The organism is Methylobacterium planeticum, from assembly GCF_008806345.1.
In the GTDB taxonomy this organism is placed as follows: Bacteria; Pseudomonadota; Alphaproteobacteria; order Rhizobiales; family Beijerinckiaceae; genus Methylobacterium; species Methylobacterium planeticum.
Genome location: NZ_VZZJ01000014.1, coordinates 56261 through 74433, shown reverse-complemented (window position 1 = coordinate 74433; position 18173 = coordinate 56261). Strand labels below are relative to the sequence as shown.

The 18173-nt window shown below is 69.6% G+C and carries 11 protein-coding genes and 1 pseudogene; 4 read left to right on the top strand and 8 right to left on the bottom strand.

Annotated elements, in window-relative coordinates; translation table 11 throughout:
• Positions 1 to 191: 191 nt before the first annotated feature.
• Positions 192 to 674: a MarR family winged helix-turn-helix transcriptional regulator gene (locus F6X51_RS16470; RefSeq protein ID WP_246696843.1), complete on the bottom strand. Its 483-nt coding sequence runs from the start codon at positions 672 to 674 to the stop codon at positions 192 to 194.
• Between the two features lie 144 nt (positions 675 to 818).
• Here F6X51_RS16470 and F6X51_RS16465 point away from each other — a divergent pair, with 144 nt between their 5' ends.
• From F6X51_RS16465 to F6X51_RS16455, 3 genes are all read left to right on the top strand, one after another.
• The gene (locus F6X51_RS16465; RefSeq protein WP_407658578.1) at positions 819 to 2039 is read left to right on the top strand and encodes an efflux RND transporter periplasmic adaptor subunit; all 1221 of its coding nucleotides are present in this window, start codon (positions 819 to 821) and stop codon (positions 2037 to 2039) included.
• 1 nt (position 2040) lies between these two features.
• Positions 2041 to 5184 (top strand): efflux RND transporter permease subunit, encoded by a 3144-nt coding sequence (locus F6X51_RS16460; protein WP_150964766.1) that lies wholly within the window; start codon positions 2041 to 2043, stop codon positions 5182 to 5184.
• A 478-nt stretch (positions 5185 to 5662) separates the two neighbouring features.
• Complete coding sequence (locus tag F6X51_RS16455; protein ID WP_150964765.1) at positions 5663 to 7843, top strand: TonB-dependent siderophore receptor; 2181 nt, start codon at positions 5663 to 5665, stop codon at positions 7841 to 7843.
• A gap of 15 nt (positions 7844 to 7858) precedes the next feature.
• Here F6X51_RS16455 and F6X51_RS16450 read toward each other — a convergent pair whose 3' ends face one another.
• Both F6X51_RS16450 and F6X51_RS16445 read right to left on the bottom strand, forming a co-directional pair.
• Positions 7859 to 9064 carry a PepSY-associated TM helix domain-containing protein gene (locus tag F6X51_RS16450; RefSeq protein WP_150964764.1) on the bottom strand — a complete coding sequence of 402 codons (1206 nt, stop codon included), beginning with the start codon at positions 9062 to 9064 and terminating at the stop codon, positions 7859 to 7861.
• Between the two features lie 262 nt (positions 9065 to 9326).
• The gene (locus F6X51_RS16445; RefSeq protein WP_150964763.1) at positions 9327 to 10304 is read right to left on the bottom strand and encodes an ABC transporter substrate-binding protein; all 978 of its coding nucleotides are present in this window, start codon (positions 10302 to 10304) and stop codon (positions 9327 to 9329) included.
• A gap of 418 nt (positions 10305 to 10722) precedes the next feature.
• Here F6X51_RS16445 and F6X51_RS16440 point away from each other — a divergent pair, with 418 nt between their 5' ends.
• Positions 10723 to 12498, top strand: a complete 1776-nt coding sequence (locus F6X51_RS16440) for a cache domain-containing protein (protein WP_150964762.1) — start codon at positions 10723 to 10725, stop codon at positions 12496 to 12498.
• A 123-nt stretch (positions 12499 to 12621) separates the two neighbouring features.
• Here the strand turns inward: F6X51_RS16440 and F6X51_RS29060 are convergent.
• From F6X51_RS29060 to F6X51_RS16415, 5 genes and pseudogenes are all read right to left on the bottom strand, one after another.
• A pseudogene (locus tag F6X51_RS29060) lies at positions 12622 to 12729 on the bottom strand (ABC transporter substrate-binding protein); the annotation flags it as partial.
• A 26-nt stretch (positions 12730 to 12755) separates the two neighbouring features.
• The gene (locus tag F6X51_RS16430) at positions 12756 to 12950 is read right to left on the bottom strand and encodes a hypothetical protein (RefSeq protein ID WP_150964761.1); all 195 of its coding nucleotides are present in this window, start codon (positions 12948 to 12950) and stop codon (positions 12756 to 12758) included.
• Between the two features lie 74 nt (positions 12951 to 13024).
• The gene (locus F6X51_RS16425) at positions 13025 to 16195 is read right to left on the bottom strand and encodes an efflux RND transporter permease subunit (RefSeq protein WP_150964760.1); all 3171 of its coding nucleotides are present in this window, start codon (positions 16193 to 16195) and stop codon (positions 13025 to 13027) included.
• A gap of 45 nt (positions 16196 to 16240) precedes the next feature.
• A complete protein-coding gene (locus tag F6X51_RS16420; protein WP_150964759.1) occupies positions 16241 to 17587 on the bottom strand; it encodes an efflux RND transporter periplasmic adaptor subunit in 1347 nt (448 codons plus the stop codon).
• A gap of 64 nt (positions 17588 to 17651) precedes the next feature.
• Entirely contained in the window at positions 17652 to 17966 is a 315-nt protein-coding gene (locus F6X51_RS16415) for a hypothetical protein (protein WP_246696841.1), read from the bottom strand.
• Between the last annotated feature and the right edge of the window lie 207 nt (positions 17967 to 18173).

Sequence of the window (18173 nt, the reverse complement as noted above, 5' to 3'; positions counted from 1 at the left end):
TGCCCGTGTTGACGGTTGCGCGGATGAAGCCGAGCCCGCGTGTCCCGATCAAGTGCCGATGCGGACGACGTGAAAGCCGGTTGAGGCCGGAGCCGGTGCGGATGCGCGCGGACGCGCCCGTGGGCTGCCTCATGAGCCATCAGGCGCATCCTCCGCGCAGGGCGCGACGCTCGGCCTCGAAAGTCCGGCCTTCATCCCGCTTCCGTCGGCACCGGCACGTCGGGCGCCATCAAGGCGGACAGCGCCGCGTCGGGCTCGTCCGCCTTGATCCGCTCCTTCATTTGGCGAAGCAGCGACAGGGCTGTCCGCACATCATGCGGAGCGGGCTCGCCCACTACGTGCCGGGCGATGTCCTCCCGCAGCCCATCGAGACCCGCAACGGCCGCACGGCCGGCCTCCGTCAGGTAGAGGTGGTTCGAGCGCCGGTCCGCGATCCCCCGGCGTCGTTCCACCCAATCGCGCCGAACCAGGCGATCCAGCAGTGGAACGAGGGAGATCGGCCTCAGTTCAAGAAGATCGGCGAGTTCCACCTGCGACAGGCCTTCGCGCTCGCTCAGGCGTAGCAGGATCAGCCATTCGGCCCGCGTCATACCGCGGTCGCGGGCACGACGATCGACGTAGTACCGGAGAAGTCGGGCCGTCTCCATGAGCTGAGAAATCAGCTCGCGCCGCAAGTCTTCCGGTGGGCCTGCGGCCATTTGGGAACGACCCCGAAACAATATGGATACATATCATATGTATGCATCCAAAGGAGTGTCAACGAAGGGCGGGGGCGGTCGAGGCTGGCTCGCCGGAATTGCAGACGCGGATACACTGCGATGCACGGAACCTTGAAGCCCATGCAGCAGAACAAGCAGCCGTCGCGGCGGCCCGGGCGTACGGCGCTCGTCCTGCTGATCGCCGCGGCGCTCGCGGGGGCAGGGGGCTTCTACGGCTGGCAGCGGGTCCGGCCGGAGGCCGCCGCGACGCAGGCGGCCAAGGCGCCGCCGCCGATCCCCGTGACGCTGGCGAGCGTCGAGAGGCAGCCCTTCAATCGCGTGCTCGACGGGCTCGGCACGGTCCAGGCCTTCAACACGGTGCAGGTCCGCACCCGCGTCGACGGGGAGGTCCAGCGGATCGCCTTCAAGGAGGGACAGACCGTTCGGCGCGGCGACATCCTCGCCGAGATCGATCCGCGCCCCTACCAGGCGGCCCTCGATCAAGCCAAGGCCAAGAAGGTGCAGGACGAGGCGAACCTCAAGAACGCCAAGGCCGACCTCGACCGTTACACCCGGCTCGGCGAGTTCGCCTCGCGCCAGCAGACCGATACCCAGGCTTCGACGGTCAACCAGCTCACCGCGCAGATCGCCGCCGATCAGGGCGCGATCGACAACGCCCAGACGCAGCTGAGCTACGCCACCATCCGCTCGCCCCTCGATGGCATCACGGGCTTCCGGCAGGTCGATGCCGGCAACATCGTCAACGCCTCCGCCCAGACCGCGATCGTCACGATCACGCAGGTCGAGCCGATCTTCGTGGTGTTCACCGCGCCCGAGGAGCAGCTCCCGCGGATCATGGCGGCGCTCGCCAAGGGCACCGTCCCGGTCGAGGCCCGCAGTACGGACGGCCTCACCAAGCTGTCCGAGGGGCGGCTCGATCTCGTGAACAACCAGGTCGACACCGCGACCGGCACGATCCGGCTCAAGGCCGCCTTCGCCAACGCGGACCACGCGCTCTGGCCGGGCCTGTCGGTCTCGACCCGCATGCGCCTCGGCATCGTGCGGGATGCGCTCACGATCCCGGACGACGCCGTTCAGCACGGGCCGAGCGGCCTGTTCGTGTTCGTCGTCGGCCCGGACAACGAGGCCCGCCAGCAGGCCATCACGGTATCCGGCTCGAGCGACGGACGCACCCTCGTGACCGACGGCCTCGCTGCCGGGGATCGGGTGATCCAGGAAGGGCAGTACCGCGTCCAGCCCGGATCCAGGGTGGCGGAGGCGAGGGCGCGGGAGACCGCGCAGGCCGCGCCGCGCCCGGCATCGCCGAGCCAGGAGCGCTGACATGAAGGCCGGCATCTCGGGCACCTTCATCCGCTATCCCGTCGCCACGACGCTGATCATGGTCGGCGTGCTGTTCCTCGGCGTCGTCGCCTATCCGTTGCTCGGCGTCGCGCCGCTGCCTCAGGTCGACTTCCCGACGATCCAGGTCTCGGCGCAATTGCCAGGGGCCAGCCCGGAGACGATGGCGTCCTCGGTGGCCCAGCCGCTGGAGCGGCAGTTCGCGCAGATCCCGGGCGTCTCGCAGATGACCTCGACGAGCGCGCTCGGCCAGTCGGCGGTCACGGTGCAGTTCGACCTCACCCGCAACATCGACGCCGCCGCCAACGACATCCAGGCGGCGATCAATGCGGCCGGCGGCCAGTTGCCCAAGACCCTGCCGAGCCCGCCGACCTACCGGAAGGTCAACCCGGCCGACTCGCCGATCCTGCTCCTCTCGGCAACCTCCGACACGCTGCCCCTGACCGAGGTCGACGACGCCGTCGACGTGCAGCTGGCTCAGCGCATCAGCCAGATCTCGGGCGTGGCGCAGGTGCTGATCGGCGGGCAGCAGAAGCCGGCGGTGCGCGTGCAGATCGATCCCGCCAAGCTCGTCGCCAAGAACCTCTCGCTGGAGGACGTGCGCACGCAGCTCTCGCTGACCACCGTCAACAACCCGAAGGGCAACATCGACGGGGCGACGCGCAGCTACACGATCTACGCCAACGACCAGCTCACCGCGGCCAAGGACTGGAACGAGGTCATCGTCGCCTACGTCAACGGCGCGCCGCTGCGGGTCCGCGACATCGGCCAGGCGGTCCAGGGACCCGAGGACGCGAAGCAGGCGGCCTGGGCGAACGGCAAGCGCGGCGTCTTCCTGGTCGTCTTCAAGCAGCCGGGTGCCAACGTCATCGACACGGTCGACAGCATCAAGGCCCAGCTCCCGAAGATCACCGCCGCGCTGCCCTCGGGCATCAAGATCGGGATCCTGAGCGACCGGACCCAGACCATCCGGGCCTCCGTCGAGGACGTGCAGTTCACCCTGCTCCTGACGATCGCCCTCGTGGTCGGCGTGATCTTCGTGTTCCTGCGCAACCTCTGGGCGACGATCATCCCCAGCGTCACGGTTCCGCTAGCGCTCCTGGGTGCCTGCGCCCTGATGTGGATGGCGGGCTACACCCTCGACAACCTCTCGCTGATGGCGCTCACCATCTCGGTGGGCTTCGTCGTCGACGATGCCATCGTGGTCCTGGAGAACATCAGCCGCTACATCGAGGGCGGCATGCGCCCGATGGAGGCGGCCTTCAAGGGCGCGGGCGAGATCGGGTTCACCATCGTGTCGATCAGCATCTCGCTGATCGCGGTGCTGATCCCGCTCCTCCTGATGGGCGGCATCATCGGGCGGCTGTTCAGAGAATTCGCGGTGGTCCTGTCGATGGCGATCGGCGTCTCGGCCTTCGTCTCCCTCTCGCTGACCCCGATGATGGCCTCGCGCCTCCTGAAGCCGCACGACGAGGAGCGGCACGGACGCCTCTACCTCATGAGCGAGCGCGTCTTCGAGGCGCTGCTCGGCGGCTACGAGCGCGCCCTCGACGTGGCCCTGCGCTTCCGCTTCATCACGCTCCTGACCTTCTTCGCCACCCTGGCGCTCACCGTCTACCTGTTCGTGATCATCCCGAAGGGGTTCTTCCCGCAGCAGGATACCGGCCTGATCATCGGCATCACCGAGGCCGGTCAGGACATCTCCTTCGCGGCCATGCAGAAGAGCCAGGAGCGGGCCGGCGCCATCATCCAGGCTGATCCGGCGGTGGCCACCGTCGCCATGGTGATCGGCGGGAACGGCCAGGCTCTCAATTCCGGGCGCATGTACATCACGCTCAAGCCCCGCGACGAGCGGGAGGCCGACGCCTTCCAGGTGATCGGGCGCCTGCGCCCGAAGCTCAACGGCATCGCGGGCGTGAAGGTGTTCCTGCAGGCCTCGCAGGACGTGCGAACGGGCGGGCGGACGTCGCGCACGCAGTTCGAGTACACCCTGCAGGACCCGGACCTGTCCGAGTTGAACACCTGGGCGCCGCGCATCCTCGACAAGCTGAAGACGCTGCCCGAACTGCGCGACGTGGCGACCGATCAGCAGACGAACGGCACGACGCTGACCCTCAAGATCAACCGCGACGCCGCCTCCCGTTTCGGCATCACGCCGCAGATGATCGACGACACGCTCTACGACGCGTTCGGCCAGCGCCAGATCGCCCAGTACTTCACCCAGCTCAACAGCTACCACGTGATCTTGGAGGTGCTGCCCGCGCTGCAGGGCACGACGGAGAGCCTCGACAAGATCTACGTCAAGGCGCCGAACGGCGGCGGACAGGTGCCGCTCGCGGCCTTCTCGCAATGGTCGACCGTCCCGGTGGCGCCGCTCTCGGTCAACCACCAGGGCCAGTTCCCGGCCGTCACCGTAAGCTTCAACCTCGCGCCGAACGTCGCCCTCGGCCAGGCGACGGCCGCCATCGAGCAGGCCAACCGGGAGCTGCGCGTCCCGCCGACGCTCACGACGGGCTTCCAGGGAACCGCGCAGGCGTTCCAGCAATCCCTGAGCACCGTGCCGCTCCTGATCCTCGCGGCGCTGTTCGTGGTCTACCTGATCCTCGGCGTGCTCTACGAGAGCTTCATCCACCCGATCACCATCCTGTCGACCCTGCCCTCGGCGGGGGTCGGCGCGCTCGCGGTGCTGCTCTGGGCCGGCTACGATTTCAGCCTGATCGCCCTCATCGGGATCATCCTGCTGATCGGCATCGTGAAGAAGAACGGCATCATGCTGGTCGATTTCGCGATCGAGGCCGAGCGGGCCGACAACCTGGAGCCCGAGGAGGCGATCCGCCGTGCGGCCCTGCTGCGCTTCCGCCCGATCCTGATGACCACGATGGCGGCGCTGCTCGGCGGCATCCCGCTGATGGTGGAGGGCGGGACCGGCGCCGAGATCCGCCAGCCGCTCGGTTACGCGATGGTCGGCGGGCTCGCCGTCAGTCAGGTGCTGACCCTGTTCACCACGCCGGTGATCTACATCTATCTCGACAAGCTCGCACACCTGTTCTCCCGCAAGGAGACCGAGGATCCGAAGCTCCGCCGGCAGGACGCCCACGAGCCGCGCGCGCTCCAGGCCGCCGAGTGAGCCTTCGGTTTTGGGCATCGCGATCCTTCGCCGTGCGATCCTTCGCCGTGCGAGCGACGAACCGCCACGATTGATCCGTTCCCGACCCGCGCCGCGGGCCTGCCGGCTGCCTTGCGGGTTATCCGGACATTCGGTTCCGAGGCCCCACCGGTCGGCGGCGATCGCGCACCCACGGACGTCGATCCGTTCGTGAAATCTTCCGTCGCCCCGGCGCGCAGCGAGGCGGTCGATCCCGGCGCATCCCGCTGGATGCTTGCACGACGGCAACGATCAGCATCTGTAGACATGCTTCATAACACAACTAAAAGATGTATTTATAAGTATTATAATTTGATGTCGTGCTATTTTGGCAACCTGCCGCTGATAAACGGCTCAGCCCCGGATGAATGATCCCATAAATATTGCCTTGGCGGTCTAACTGCATTCAACGGTCCTCGTCCGAAAGCGTAACCCTGCTTTCCGCGAACGAGTGCAAGCTATGGTGCGCCCCCTCGAACACGTGCGACCGGCCAGCGGCCGGTGTCGCGACCACTTTGCGGCCGTCACGATCGGATTGGTGAGCAGCTGCGCGCCGCACCTCGTGCCGGCCGCCCAGGCACAGGCCGCCCCGGCCGAGAGCGAGGTCGTCCTCTCCGAACTCAACGTGTCGGGGACCGGACAGGGGCGTGAGACGGCGACGAGCCCCGTCATCGGCTACCGCGCGACGCGTTCCGGCACGGCGACGCGCACCGACACCGCGCTGCGCGACACGCCGCAGAGCATCACCATCGTCCCGCGCGAGGTGCTGACGGATCAGCAGGACCGCCGCCTGACGGATGCGGTGACCAATGTCAGCAACGTGCAGCCCGGAAGCACCGTGCAGGGGCGCTCGCAGAACTACGTCATCCGCGGGTTCAGCACGCAGGTTTTCGCCGTCGACGGCGTGCTCGTCAGCCCGGCGGCGACCTTCTATCCGGTCGAGCGCGACCTCGCCAACGCCGAGCGCGTCGAGGTGCTGAAGGGGCCCGCCTCGGTGCTCTACGGCCGCGGGGATCCCGGCGGGACCATCAACATCGTCACGCGCCGCCCCACCTTCGATCCGTCCGGCGATGTCAGCGTCCAGGGCGGCAGCTTCGGCTTCCGGCGCGTACAGGGCTCGGTGTCGAGCGCGATCGCGGGGTCGGACACGCTCGCCGGCCGCCTCACCTTCGCGGCCCAGGAGGATCCGACCTTCCGCAACTTCGGCGACAACACCAACACGCGCACCTTCGTGGCGCCCGCGCTCGCCTGGACGCCGTCCGCCGACACGCGGGTCTACCTCAACGCCGAGTTCAGCAAGCAGCACAGCCAGTACGACGAGGGGCTGATCGCCTATCGGGGTCGCGTTCCCCTCGACAACATCAGCCGCTTCTACGGCGAGCCCTTCTCGCGCTACTACGGCGAGGTGAATTCCATAACGCTGAAGGCCGAGCACGATGTCAGCGAGCACCTGACGATCCGGCAGGTGATCAACGGGCAATGGGGCGCCTTCGACCTGTTCGCCGCCCGCGCGACCGGCGTCAATGCGGCCGGAACGCTCGTGGCGCGGCGCGACACCTCGGTCAACTCGACCTTCGCCGGCGTGGACACGCAGACCGAGGCCGTGCTGAAGTTCGACACCTTCGGCTTCGCGCACACCGCACTCGTCGGCTTCGAGTACAGTAACGGCTACCGGCATCCGTTCTCGCAGCAGGGCACCCTCGCCTCGATCAGCTTCCTCAACCCGATCTACGGCGCGATTCCCGGCGCCCTCGGCTTCCAGGCGGACCTGAAGCAGAAGCTCGAACTCTTCGGGGTCTACGTGCAGGACCAGATCGTGCTGACCCCCGAGCTGCAGCTCGTCGTCGGTGCCCGGTTCGATTTCGGCAGCCAGTACTTCTTCAACCGCCTGCCGGCCTCCCAGACCATCCCGCCGGAGCAGGAGCTGTTCGGAGCCTCGCCGCGCGTCGGCCTGATCTACCGGCCCTTCGAGCCGCTGACCTTCTACGCGAGCTACGCCACGTCCTTCGTGCCCCAGACCGCGAACGTGCTGAACGTCGTCAATCCGGCACCGGAAACGGGTGAGCAATACGAGATCGGCACGCGCCTCGACCTCAACCCCGGACTGACCTTGTCGGCGGCCGCCTTCCGCCTCTCCCGCAACAACGTCGCGGCGACCGATCCGACGAATACCGGCTTCTCGGTCATCACCGGACAGCAGCGCTCGGAGGGGCTCGAGGCGGATCTCGCCGGCGAGATCCTGCCGGGCTGGAAGATCATCGGCGGCGTCGGCTACCTCGACGCGCGGATCACGAAGGACACCACCTTCGCGGTCGGCAACCGGCTCACCGCCGTTCCGAGCTTCAGCGGCAGCGTCTGGACGACGTACCAGTTCCAAGAGGGACCCCTGCGGGGCCTCGGTCTCGGGGCGGGTGTCACCTATGTCGGCCGGCGCTTCGGCGACCTCAACAACAGCTACGCGGTGGGCGCCTATACCCGGGTCGATGCGGCGGTGTACTACGATTTCGACGAGCACTACCGGCTGTCGGTCAACATGCGCAACCTGACGAATGCGCGCTACATCGAGCAACCGTTCAACCAGTTCAACAACGCGCCCGGCGCGCCGCTCTCGGTGCTCGCCACCCTGACCGCGCGGATGTAGCGATCGCGCGCGGGCCTACTCGCCGGCGACGGGGAGAGGCCGGGGCGTGATCGCAGCCGCTCGGCGGCGGCCGGCGCGGCGGCGCAGGACGTAGAGAACGAGGCCCGTCGCGGCGAAGCCCGGCATGGAAAGGGCTGCGAGGCAGAAGATCAGCGCGAAGAGGTCGCCGAAGAACCGGCCGCGGTGGACCTCCAGCATGTTGTCGGCGAGCCGCTGACCGAGGGGCTTGTCGGCGTAGCGCTCGGCGACGAGCGGCGCACCGGTCACGGGATCGAACGTCGCCTCGTTCCGCTCCTTCGGCTGCTCCGCGCCCCTGGCGAGCCAGCGGATGCGGATCACCTTCGCGTCGGGCCCCGGAAGGGTCAGAAGTGAGCGGGCGGCCTCGCGACCCTCGCCGGCCTGGAACGCCGCCCAGGCCCGGTCGATGGCGGGTCCTCCGGGATTCGTCGCGGCGGCGTCTCCCGCCCCTTTGCGGCCGCCGCCGCGCGCGGGCCGCATCTCGCCGGCCTTGCCCGCGCTGCCGGTGAGCAGCCAGGTCGCGCCGTCCTTGAACCAGCCGTAGGACCAGGTCAGCCCCGAGAGCGCGATCACCAGATAGACCGGCAGGAGCCAGGTGCCCGCGACCGCGTGCAGAGACCACCAGCGCGGCCGGCCCGGACGCGACAGGCTCGGCTTGAGCCAGATGCGCCAGCGGTGGATCCTCGGCCAGCGCAGGTAGAGGCCGGTGGCGAGGAAGACGAGGAGCGCGAGCGCGCAGGCACCCGTGATCGTGCGGCCCCAGCCCTTGCCGTCGCCGGGGATCAGGAGCCAGCGGTGCAGCGCGCGCACGGTCGTGAACGCCTCGTCGAGCCGCGTGGGGCCCAGCACCGTGCCGTCGTAGGGGTCGACGTAGACGGCGGCCGGGCGGGCGCCGGTCTTCGGATCGCGCAGGAAGCGAGCGAAGGCACTCGCGCTCGGGTCCCCCGACAGGACGAGCGCGTTGACGGTCAGGCCCGGTTGCTGCGCCTCGATTCGGGCCACCAGCGCCTCGGGCCCCAGAGGCGGGCGATCGCTGACGGCGACGACGGCCCGGTCGCGGTTCGCGAAGGCGGTGATCGCCTCCTCGTAGCTCATCAGGGCGCCGGTCAGGCCCATCAGGGCGAGCACCAGACCGGCCGTGAGACCGAGCGCCCAGTGCAGGCGGAACAGGAGGGTGCGGGGTGTGGGAAGCGATGGGTGCATGGCGATCGGGAGCCTGCCTAGCAGACCACACACGCCTTGACGATGGACCGGGACGGCCGCGCGCCTGTCCGAGTCGCGGGTCCGCGTTGCAGGAGGCGAAGGCGCCCTGCCACGCCATCGCCGAGAGCCGGCTTCAGCGGGAAACCTCTTCGAGGCGGACCGGCCGAGCCTGCGATCCCGACTCCTCGGCGTCCGCCTTCCGACCCGGTTCAACCAAATGTCGGGCTGCGGTCTCGGCACCTCCGGAACGCGTCAGCGACGCTCACTCGATCACCCGGTCGGCGCTGATCATCAGCGTGGGCGGAACCGTGATGCCGAGCCCGATGGCCGCCTGCAGGTTGATGAACAGCTCGACCTTCGTGACGAGCTGGACGGGCAGGTCGGCGGGTTTCTCGCCCTTGAGGATCCGCCCGACATAGATGCCGGCGTCGCGGTGCGACTGCTCGAAGTCGCCCCCGTAGCTCATCAGGCCGCCGGCCAGGGGGAAGTCGCGGGACTGGGTGATCGCCGGGACGCGATGGCGCCGCGTCAGATCCGCGAGCCTCTGGCTGCGGTTGGCGAAATACGGGTCCGAGGTGAAGACGAGGCCGCCCGCGCGCTGCTTCGGCAGGTCCGAGAACACCGCCTCCAGCTCGGCTTCCGTGCTGGCCTGCAGGATCTGGAGTTGCACCCCGATATTGCCGGCCGCCTCCTGGAGATTGCCCAGCTGCAGGGGGGCGGTCGGGCTGGTCGGGTTGGCCACGACCGCGATGACCGGGGCGCCGGGGAGGATCTCGTGCAGGAATTCGAGCCGCTTGCGCGAGACCTCGACGCTCAGGCTGGACACGCCCGTGAGGTTCCCGCCCGGCCGCGACAGGCTGTCGACGACGCCGAGCGCGACGGGATCGCCCCCCATCTCGAACACGATCGGGATATGCGCCGCCGCGGTCTTCGCCGCGAGCGCCACGGGCGCCCCGCCCGGCGCGGCCAGGACCGAGACCTGCTGCCCGACGAGCTCCGCCGCGAGCGCGGGCAGCCGCTCGTAGCGCCCCTCCGCCCACCGGAACGCGATGGCGACATTGCGGTCCTCGCTGTAGCCGACCTCCGCCAACCCTTTGCGGAAGGCACGCAGGCGACTGGCATAGATCTCCGGGGATTCCGGGCCGAGATATCCGATGACCGGCATCGCCGGCTGTTGCGCTCGGGCCGGACGCGTCAGGGCCGTCGCCCCGAACAACAGGATGACCTCGCGTCGCCTCATGGGATCCCCATCGTCCGATCAGGATCTTGGCCCACGCCGGACCTTCGGGCGCGCGGGTGACGCGCGCTCGCGCCGTCGGGCGTGCTCAGTCGGGCGTGCTCAACGGCGCGTCCATCTCGGGAGCCCGCCGCCCCATCGGCACCATAGTCCCGCGGGATCGGGTCACCAATCCGGTCTGGGCGAGCCGGAGCGTTGTGTCGGGCTCCGCGCGGTCCGTTGCGAAAGCGCCGCGCTGTTTGAACCGCAAGGTCCGTGCGCGGACGCCCCACTGACGCCGGCACCACCCCGTGGCATAGTCGGCCGACCGTTGCGGGCCGCTGGGAGGCCATGGCATGGGGCGGCGCGACACCCTGTTCCGGCGAGGCGGATCCGAGCCGTGCGCCCGCGCGGGCGCCGGGCCGGACCGGCATCCCCGGCCATGAGCGGTTCACCGACCCGGGCCGGCGAACCCGTTCTGCGCAAGTCGCTGCTGCGCACGTCGCTGCTGAGGAAGTACTTCCTCGTGCTGTTCGCCGCCGTGATGGTGCCGCTCCTGGGGAGCGGGGCCACGGAGGCGTGGTTCGGCTACCGGGACCAGCGCGAGCGCCTGAACGAGCTGCTGGGCGTCGAGGCCCGCGCTGCCGCTTCGCGCATCGAGAGCTTCATCGACGGCATCCGGGACCAGCTCGGCTGGATGGTTCAGCTCTCCTGGAATGCGGGCGCCGAGGAGGGGCAGCGGCTCGATGCCCTGAGGCTCATGCGGCAGGTGCCCGCCATCGTCAGCCTCACCCTCGTCGACGGCGCCGGCAGGGAGCGCCTGCGCGTCTCGCGCGTCGGCCTCAACCGGGTGGGCAGCCTTGTCGACCTCTCCGGCGACGTCGCGGTGGCGCAGGCCCGGGCGGCCCGGGTCTGGTACGGGCCGGTGACCTATTATCGCGGCTCCGAACCCTTCATGACGATCGCGGTCGCGGGCAATCGCTCCGCCGCCGGCATCGTGATCGCGGAGATCAACCTCAAGCTGATCTGGGACGTGATCTCGGCGATCCAGGTCGGGCGCACGGGGCAGGCCTTCGTGCTGGATGCGGAGGGCCGGCTGATCGCGCATCCCGATATCAGCCTCGTGCTGCGCGGCGGGGATCCGGTGGCGGCCCGCCCGTTCCGGATGCTGCGCGACGCGATCCGGGCGGAGGGCGGCTCGGCGATCGGCCAGGACACCTCGGGAGCCTCCGTGATCGCGGCGATGGCGCAGGTTCCGGGCGTCGACTGGACCGTGATCGTGCACCAGCCGCTGGTCGAAGCGTTTGGCCCGATCGACCGGGCGCTCTGGCGCACGGCCGCCCTGCTCCTCCTCGGCACCGCCTTCGCGGGGATCCTGGCGTTCTGGCTGGCGCGCCGGATGACGGGCCCGATCCGCCAGCTCGAATACGGGACGGAGCAGATCGGCGCCGGCCATTTCGACCACCGCATCGCCGTGGCCTCGACGGACGAGCTCGGCCGTCTGGCGCAGCGCTTCAACGCCATGGCGGGCGAGCTCGCCCTCTCGCAGGAGCGGCAGGAGCGCATCGCGCGGCTCCGGCGCTTTCTCGCCCCTCAGGTGGCGGAGCTGGTCGACCGGACCGGGGACGACCGCGTCCTCGAGGGGCGACGCGTGGAGGTCGCGGTGATCTTCGGGGACCTGCGCGGCTTCACGCCCTTCTCGGCGAAGACCGCCCCCGAGGAGGTCATCCAGGTGCTCGCCGCGTATTTCGATGCGCTCGGCCGCGTGATCACCGAGCATGGCGCCACCCTCACGCATTTCGCGGGCGACGGGCTGATGGTCCTCATCAACGCGCCCGTTGCCTGCCCCGAGCCCGGCCCGAAGGCCATACGGCTGGCGAGCGCCATGCAGGATGTCGTGCAATCGCTCGTCACGGCCTGGCACCGCCGGGGCTACGCCATCGGCTTCGGGGTGGGCGCCGCGATGGGGTCTGCGACCGTCGGGCAGATCGGGTACGAGAACCGGCTCGACTACACGGCGATCGGCCCTGTGGTGAACCTGGCCGCGCGCCTCTGCGCCGCCGCGGAGAACGGCCAGATCCTGATCGATGCCGCCCTGGCCGGCCTGGTCGACGGGCTCATCGAGATCGTCCCCCTCGGATCGCGCGCCCTGAAGGGCTTCGAGGCGGGCGTCGACGTCTACGGCATCGTCCGCACGGAAACGGTCGTCGCCGGGTAGAGAGGCGACGCCGACGCGCCGGGAGCACGACCAGCCCGAACGCGCCGGGACGCCCTGCTCGATCACCGCATCGGCGCGAGCCGGCAGGATCGGCGGGATCGTCAGGCCGAGCGCGTTCGCGGTCCTGAGATCGATCACGCGCTCGAACCGGGTCGGACGCTGGACGGGCAGATCGCCGGGGCGAGCCCCCTTCAGGACCTGGCCCACATACTGCCCGACGACGCGGAACAGCTCGGGGAAGTTCGAGCCGTAGGAGATCAGGCCGCCCGCATCCGCGAATTCGCGGCGGAGGTCAGGAAGCCGGTCTCAGGCCGCGCAGGCTGCTGGGCGCGGAGGCCGCGGGGCAGGGCGATGGCCGCGCCGCAGACGAGCGATCCGAGGTCGCGCCGCCGCATCCCGAGCACCGCCTCGCGCCCTCCGAGGGTCGCTGTCCGGCAACAGGATGGCGACACGAGGCCGTCCCGGCCTCCGGTCGCGAGCGGACCAGGTCTCGGCCCCGTCGGCCTCGCCTCGCTCCGCACCCGCATCAGGTCGCTTCTGAAACCGACGGCTGCTGCACCCCCGACGGGTGCCTGCGCCCGGCTCGCCACTCCTCGAAGCGCTGCAGCACCACGTAGAAGGACGGGACGAACAGCACCGCGAGGCAGGTCGAGGCGAGCATGCCGCTGAAGACCGTGATGCCGATCGATTTGCGGGCGGACGCACCCGCCCCGGTCGCCGTGACGAGGGGGAGCACGCCGAGGATGAAGGCGAAGGAGGTCATCAGGATCGGCCGGAAGCGCAGGCGCGCGGCCTCCACCGCGGCGGCCACGATCTCCAGGCCCTCGCGACGCCGCTCGCGCGCGACCTCGACGATCAGGATGGCGTTCTTGCTCGCGAGCGCGATCAGCAGGATCAGGCCGATCTGCGTGTAGAGGTTGTTGGCCGCCCCGAGGGCCGTCAGCGTCCCGACCGTGCCGAGCAGCGCCAGGGGCACCCCAAGCAGGACCGCGAGGGGAAGGATCCAGCTCTCGTACTGGCCGGCGAGCACGAAGTAGACGAGCACGATGGCGAGCGCGAACACGAGGTAGATCTGCGTCCCGACCGCCTTCTCCTGGTAGGACATCGCGGTCCAGTCGTAGCCGGCCCCGAGGGGCAGCACCGTCCCGGCGATCTGCTCCATCAGCGCGAGCGCTTCGCCCGAGCTGTAGCCCGCCGCCGGGCCCCCGACGATGGTGGCGGTCGGGTAGAGATTGTAGAGGCTGATCAGCGAAGGGCCCTGCACCGTCTTGACGTCGACGATCGTTCCGAGGGGCACCATCGTGCCGTTGCCGGCCTTGACGTAGAGGGTCTGGATGTCCTCCGGGCGCAGCCGGAAGTCCGGCGCGGCCTGCACGTAGACCTGGAAGGTCCGGCCGAACTTGTTGAACTGCGTCACGTAGGCCGAGCCGACATAGCCCGACAAGGTCGAGAAGACCTGCCCGACCGTGACCCCGAGCGCCTCCGCCTTGACCCTGTCGACCACGACCGAGAGCTGCGGGACGCCGGCGCGGAAGGAGGTGTTCAGCTTCTGCAGCGCGGATTGGGCACTGCCGTTCGCCACGATCGTCCGGGCGAGGCTCTCCAGCAGCGGGTAGTCGAAATTCCCGTCGCGCAGCTCCACCTGCAGGGTGAACCCGCTCGCGTTGCCGATGCCCTGGATCGGCGGCGGCACGAGCACGAAGGTGGTGGCGCCCTCGATCGGCACGAGGCTTCGGGTGAGGTGCGCGTAGAGGCTGCGCAGGTCCTGGCCGGTGGCCTTGCCGCGCTCGTCCCAGCTCCTGAGCACCACGTAGGCGACGCCGGCATTGGGCAGCGTGGCATTGTTGTCGAGGACCGAGATCCCGCTGATCGTCAGCACCTGGTCGACGCCCGGGGTCTCCTTCGCCAGGGCGGCGATCCGCTGCATCACCGCGTCCGTGCGCTCCTTCGAGGCCCCGTCCGGCAATTGCGCCCCGATCAGGACGTAGCCCTGGTCCTCGATCGGCAGGAAGGCGGTCGGCAGGCGCGTCAGGCCCCAGCCGGCGAGCCCGATCAGGACGAGCGCCGCGAGCACCATGGCGCCGCTGCGGCGGACCATGCGGGCGATCAGCCGGGCATAGGCGCCCTCGGCGACGTCGTAGACCCGGTTGAAGGCGCGGTAGAAGGCGTTGCGCCGCTCCGGCGGCACGGGCTTGCGCAGCCAGAGGGCGCACTGGGTCGGCTTGAGCGTGGCCGCGTTGACGGCGCTGATCAGGGCGGTCGCGGCGATCACGAGGGCGAATTGCTTGTAGAGCTGGCCGGTGAGGCCGGGCAGGAAGGCGGCCGGGACGAAGACCGACATCAGCACGAGGGTGATGCCGAGGATCGGGCCGAAGAGCTCGTCCATCGCCTTCTCGGCGGCCTCGCGCGGGGGCAGGCCCCGCTCGATGTGGTGGGCGACCCCCTCCACGATCACGATGGCGTCGTCCACCACGATGCCGATGGCGAGGACGATCGCGAACAGGGTCGAGAGGTTGACGGAGAAGCCGAGCGCGGCCATCGCCGCGAAGGCGCCGATGATCGTCACCGGGACGGTGGTGGCCGGCACCAGCATGGCCCGCCAGTCCTGGAGGAAGACCATGATGACGACGAGCACCAGGATTCCGGCCTCGAACAGGGTGACGTAGACCTCGTGGATCGAGGCCTCGACGAAGCCCGTCGTGTCGAAGGGGACCGCGTAGGCGAGGCCAGGCGGGAAGCTCTTGGCGAGGTCGGCCATCCGGGCGCGGACCTCGCCCGCCACCGTGATCGCGTTGGCCTCGGGCAGCTGGTAGATCCCGATCCCCGCCGCGGGCTGGCCGTTCAGCGTGAAGGACTGGCTGTAGGTCTGGGCCCCGAGCTCCACCCGCCCGACGTCGCGCAGCCGGGTGATGCGGCCGCCGTCCTGCGCGTCCGCCTTCAGGATGATGGCCTCGAAATCGGCGGCGTCGTTCAGCCGCCCGTTGACGTTGAGGGTGTACTGGAAATCCTGGCCCTTCGGCATCGGCGGCATGCCGACAGCGCCGGCCGTCACCTCCTGGCTCTGCTGCTGCACGATGCTGATGACGTCGCTCGGCGTGAGGCCCCTGGCCTGGACGAGATCGGGATCGAGCCAGATGCGCATGGCGTACTGGCCCGCGCCGAACACGGTCACGCTGCCGACGCCGGGCAGGCGCGCCAGCTCGCTCTGCAGGCTGATGACCCCGAAATTGGCCAGGAACAGGCTGTCGTAGCGCCCGTCCGGCGCCGAGAGCGTCACGAATTGCAGGATCGCGGTCGATTTCTTCTGCGTCGTGACCCCCTGCACCTGCACGGCCTGGGGCAGGGACGGCATCGCGATCGCGACCCGGTTCTGCACCAGAACCTGGGCCTGGTCGGCATTGGTGCCGATCGCGAAGGTGACGGTCAGGGTGTAGGTGCCGTCGCTCGCGCTCGTCGACTGCATGTAGAGCATGCCCTGCACGCCGTTGACCTGCTGCTCGATCGGCAGGGCCACGGTGTCGACCACCGTGCGGGCGCTCGCGCCGGGATAGCGCGTCGTGACCTGCACGGTCGGCGGCACCACGTTCGGGTACTGGGCCACGGGCAGCCCGAAGAGCGACACCGCCCCGATCAGCACCATGACGAGGGCCAGCACGTTGGCGAGGACGGGCCGCTCGATGAAGAAGCGCGAGATCATGGCAGGCCTGACGATCCGGGTTCGAGGAGAGCCGGCGGGGACGCCTCAGCGGCGGGGAGAGGCCTCCGGCGAGGCCGTCTCGGGCGAGGCCGTCGCGGGCAGGATCGTCCCGGGCGGGACCGTGGGCGGCAGGGCCGTCGCTTCGGCGGCCTCCGCGGCCAGGCTCGGGGGGGGAATCCGCTGCGGCGCCACCTTGGCGCCCGGGATGGCGCGCTGGATGCCGTCGGTGACCACCCAGTCGCCCGCCGCGAGGCCGGCCTCGATCACGCGGTAGCGCCCTTCGCGCTGCCCGGGCGTCACCACGCGCTGGGCAACGGTGTCGTCCGCGCCCACGACGAGCACGTAGGCGCCCTGCTGGCTCGTGCCGATGGCATCGTCCCGCACGAGAAGCGCCTTCGCGTCGCGCTGAACCGGCACGCGGACGCGGACGAACAGGCCGGGCATGAGGGCGTGGTCCGAATTGGTGAAGATCGCGCGTGCGAGCAGCGTGCCGGTCGACGGGTCGACCTGGGGCGCGACGTAGTTCAGCGCGCCGGTATGCGGGTAGCCGGTCTCGCTCTGCAGGCCGATCTCGACGGGGATCCGCGACAGGTCGCCGAGTGTCCGTCCCGCGCTGACGAGGGCCTGCCGGACCCGCAGCACCTGCTGCTCGCTGACATTGAAGTAGACGTAGAGCGGATCGACCCGGACGATCGTGGCGAGCTTCGTCGGGCCGCCGACGCCGACCAGCGCCCCCACATCCATCAGGTGGTTGGTGACGACCCCGTCGAAGGGGGCTTGGATCTGCGTGTAGCCGAGGTTGATGCTGGCGAGGTCGAGGTTGGCCTGCGCCTCGACGACCGCCGCGCTGGCCTGGTCGAGCTTGGTCTTGGTGTCCTCGACATGGGCCTGCGAGGCGAATTCCTGCCGGCCCAGCGTCGCCTGTCGCTGGTACTCGGACTGGGCATTGGTGCGCCCCGCCTCCTGCGCCGCCAGGCTGCCCTGCGCCTGCTTGAGCTGCGCCTCGAAGGTGTTGCGCTGGATCGTGAAGAGGGGCGCCCCCTTCCGGACGCTCGCCCCGTCCGTGTAGGTGATCGCGTCGAGGAAGCCCTGGACGCGGGCCTCGAGATCGACGCTCGCGAAGGCCTGCGTGTTGCCGGTGAGCTCGAAGTAGCGCGTGACCGGTCGCTCGATCGGCTGCGCCACCGAGACGGCGGGCGGCGGCGGCGGCACGTACTGGTTGCGCTCGTTGCAGCCTGCCAGGACGAGGAGCGGCGGGAGGGCGAGCGTCGCGAGGGGAAGCGTGGCGACGGGCGCTATCCTGCCTGCCCGGAGGCACGGCGAGGTGCCTCCGGAGGCCTGGGCCTCGGCGTCGCTCGGGGCGGATCCTGCGGGCCATGATGCGATGAGCATGCGGTTCTGCCTCGCGCACGGCGCGGTGGTTCGTGCGGGCCGCAGCGACCGGCCCGCGCCTCCCTCAATCCTTCCCGGCCTTCGCCTCGCGGGCGAGGGTGAGGCATTCGAGCAGGTCGACGTAGCTCGGGGTTCCGTCGAGCTGCGCCTCGGCCGCACAGCGCTCGCGATCGACGGGCTGGAAGCCGGCCCATTGCCTGGCGACTTCGCGGCGGGCGCTGTCCTCGTCGTTGAGGCACTGCACCTCACGCTTCGGGTCGAGGCTCATCAGCGACGTCGCCGCGTGGCAGCTCGGGCGGACATCGTAGTCCGGTACGCGCTCCGCGACCGCGACGATCAGAGTCGCCCCGATCCAGACAGCAGGAAGAGTGAGCATCATGGCCGTGCGATCCTGTACAAATAACAGCCGCGAACTCTGATGCGAATCGATACAAAAGTACTGAATTCACCCTAGCGAGACTGACATCCATTCTTATTTCAAGCAATACTGCGCAACTGTCTTGATAAAACCTTTCAGCACCCTTGGTGCGAACGGATGGCGCCTCGTGGCGCGCCGGCGTCACCCGGCCCCATCGCCCGGAGGGCG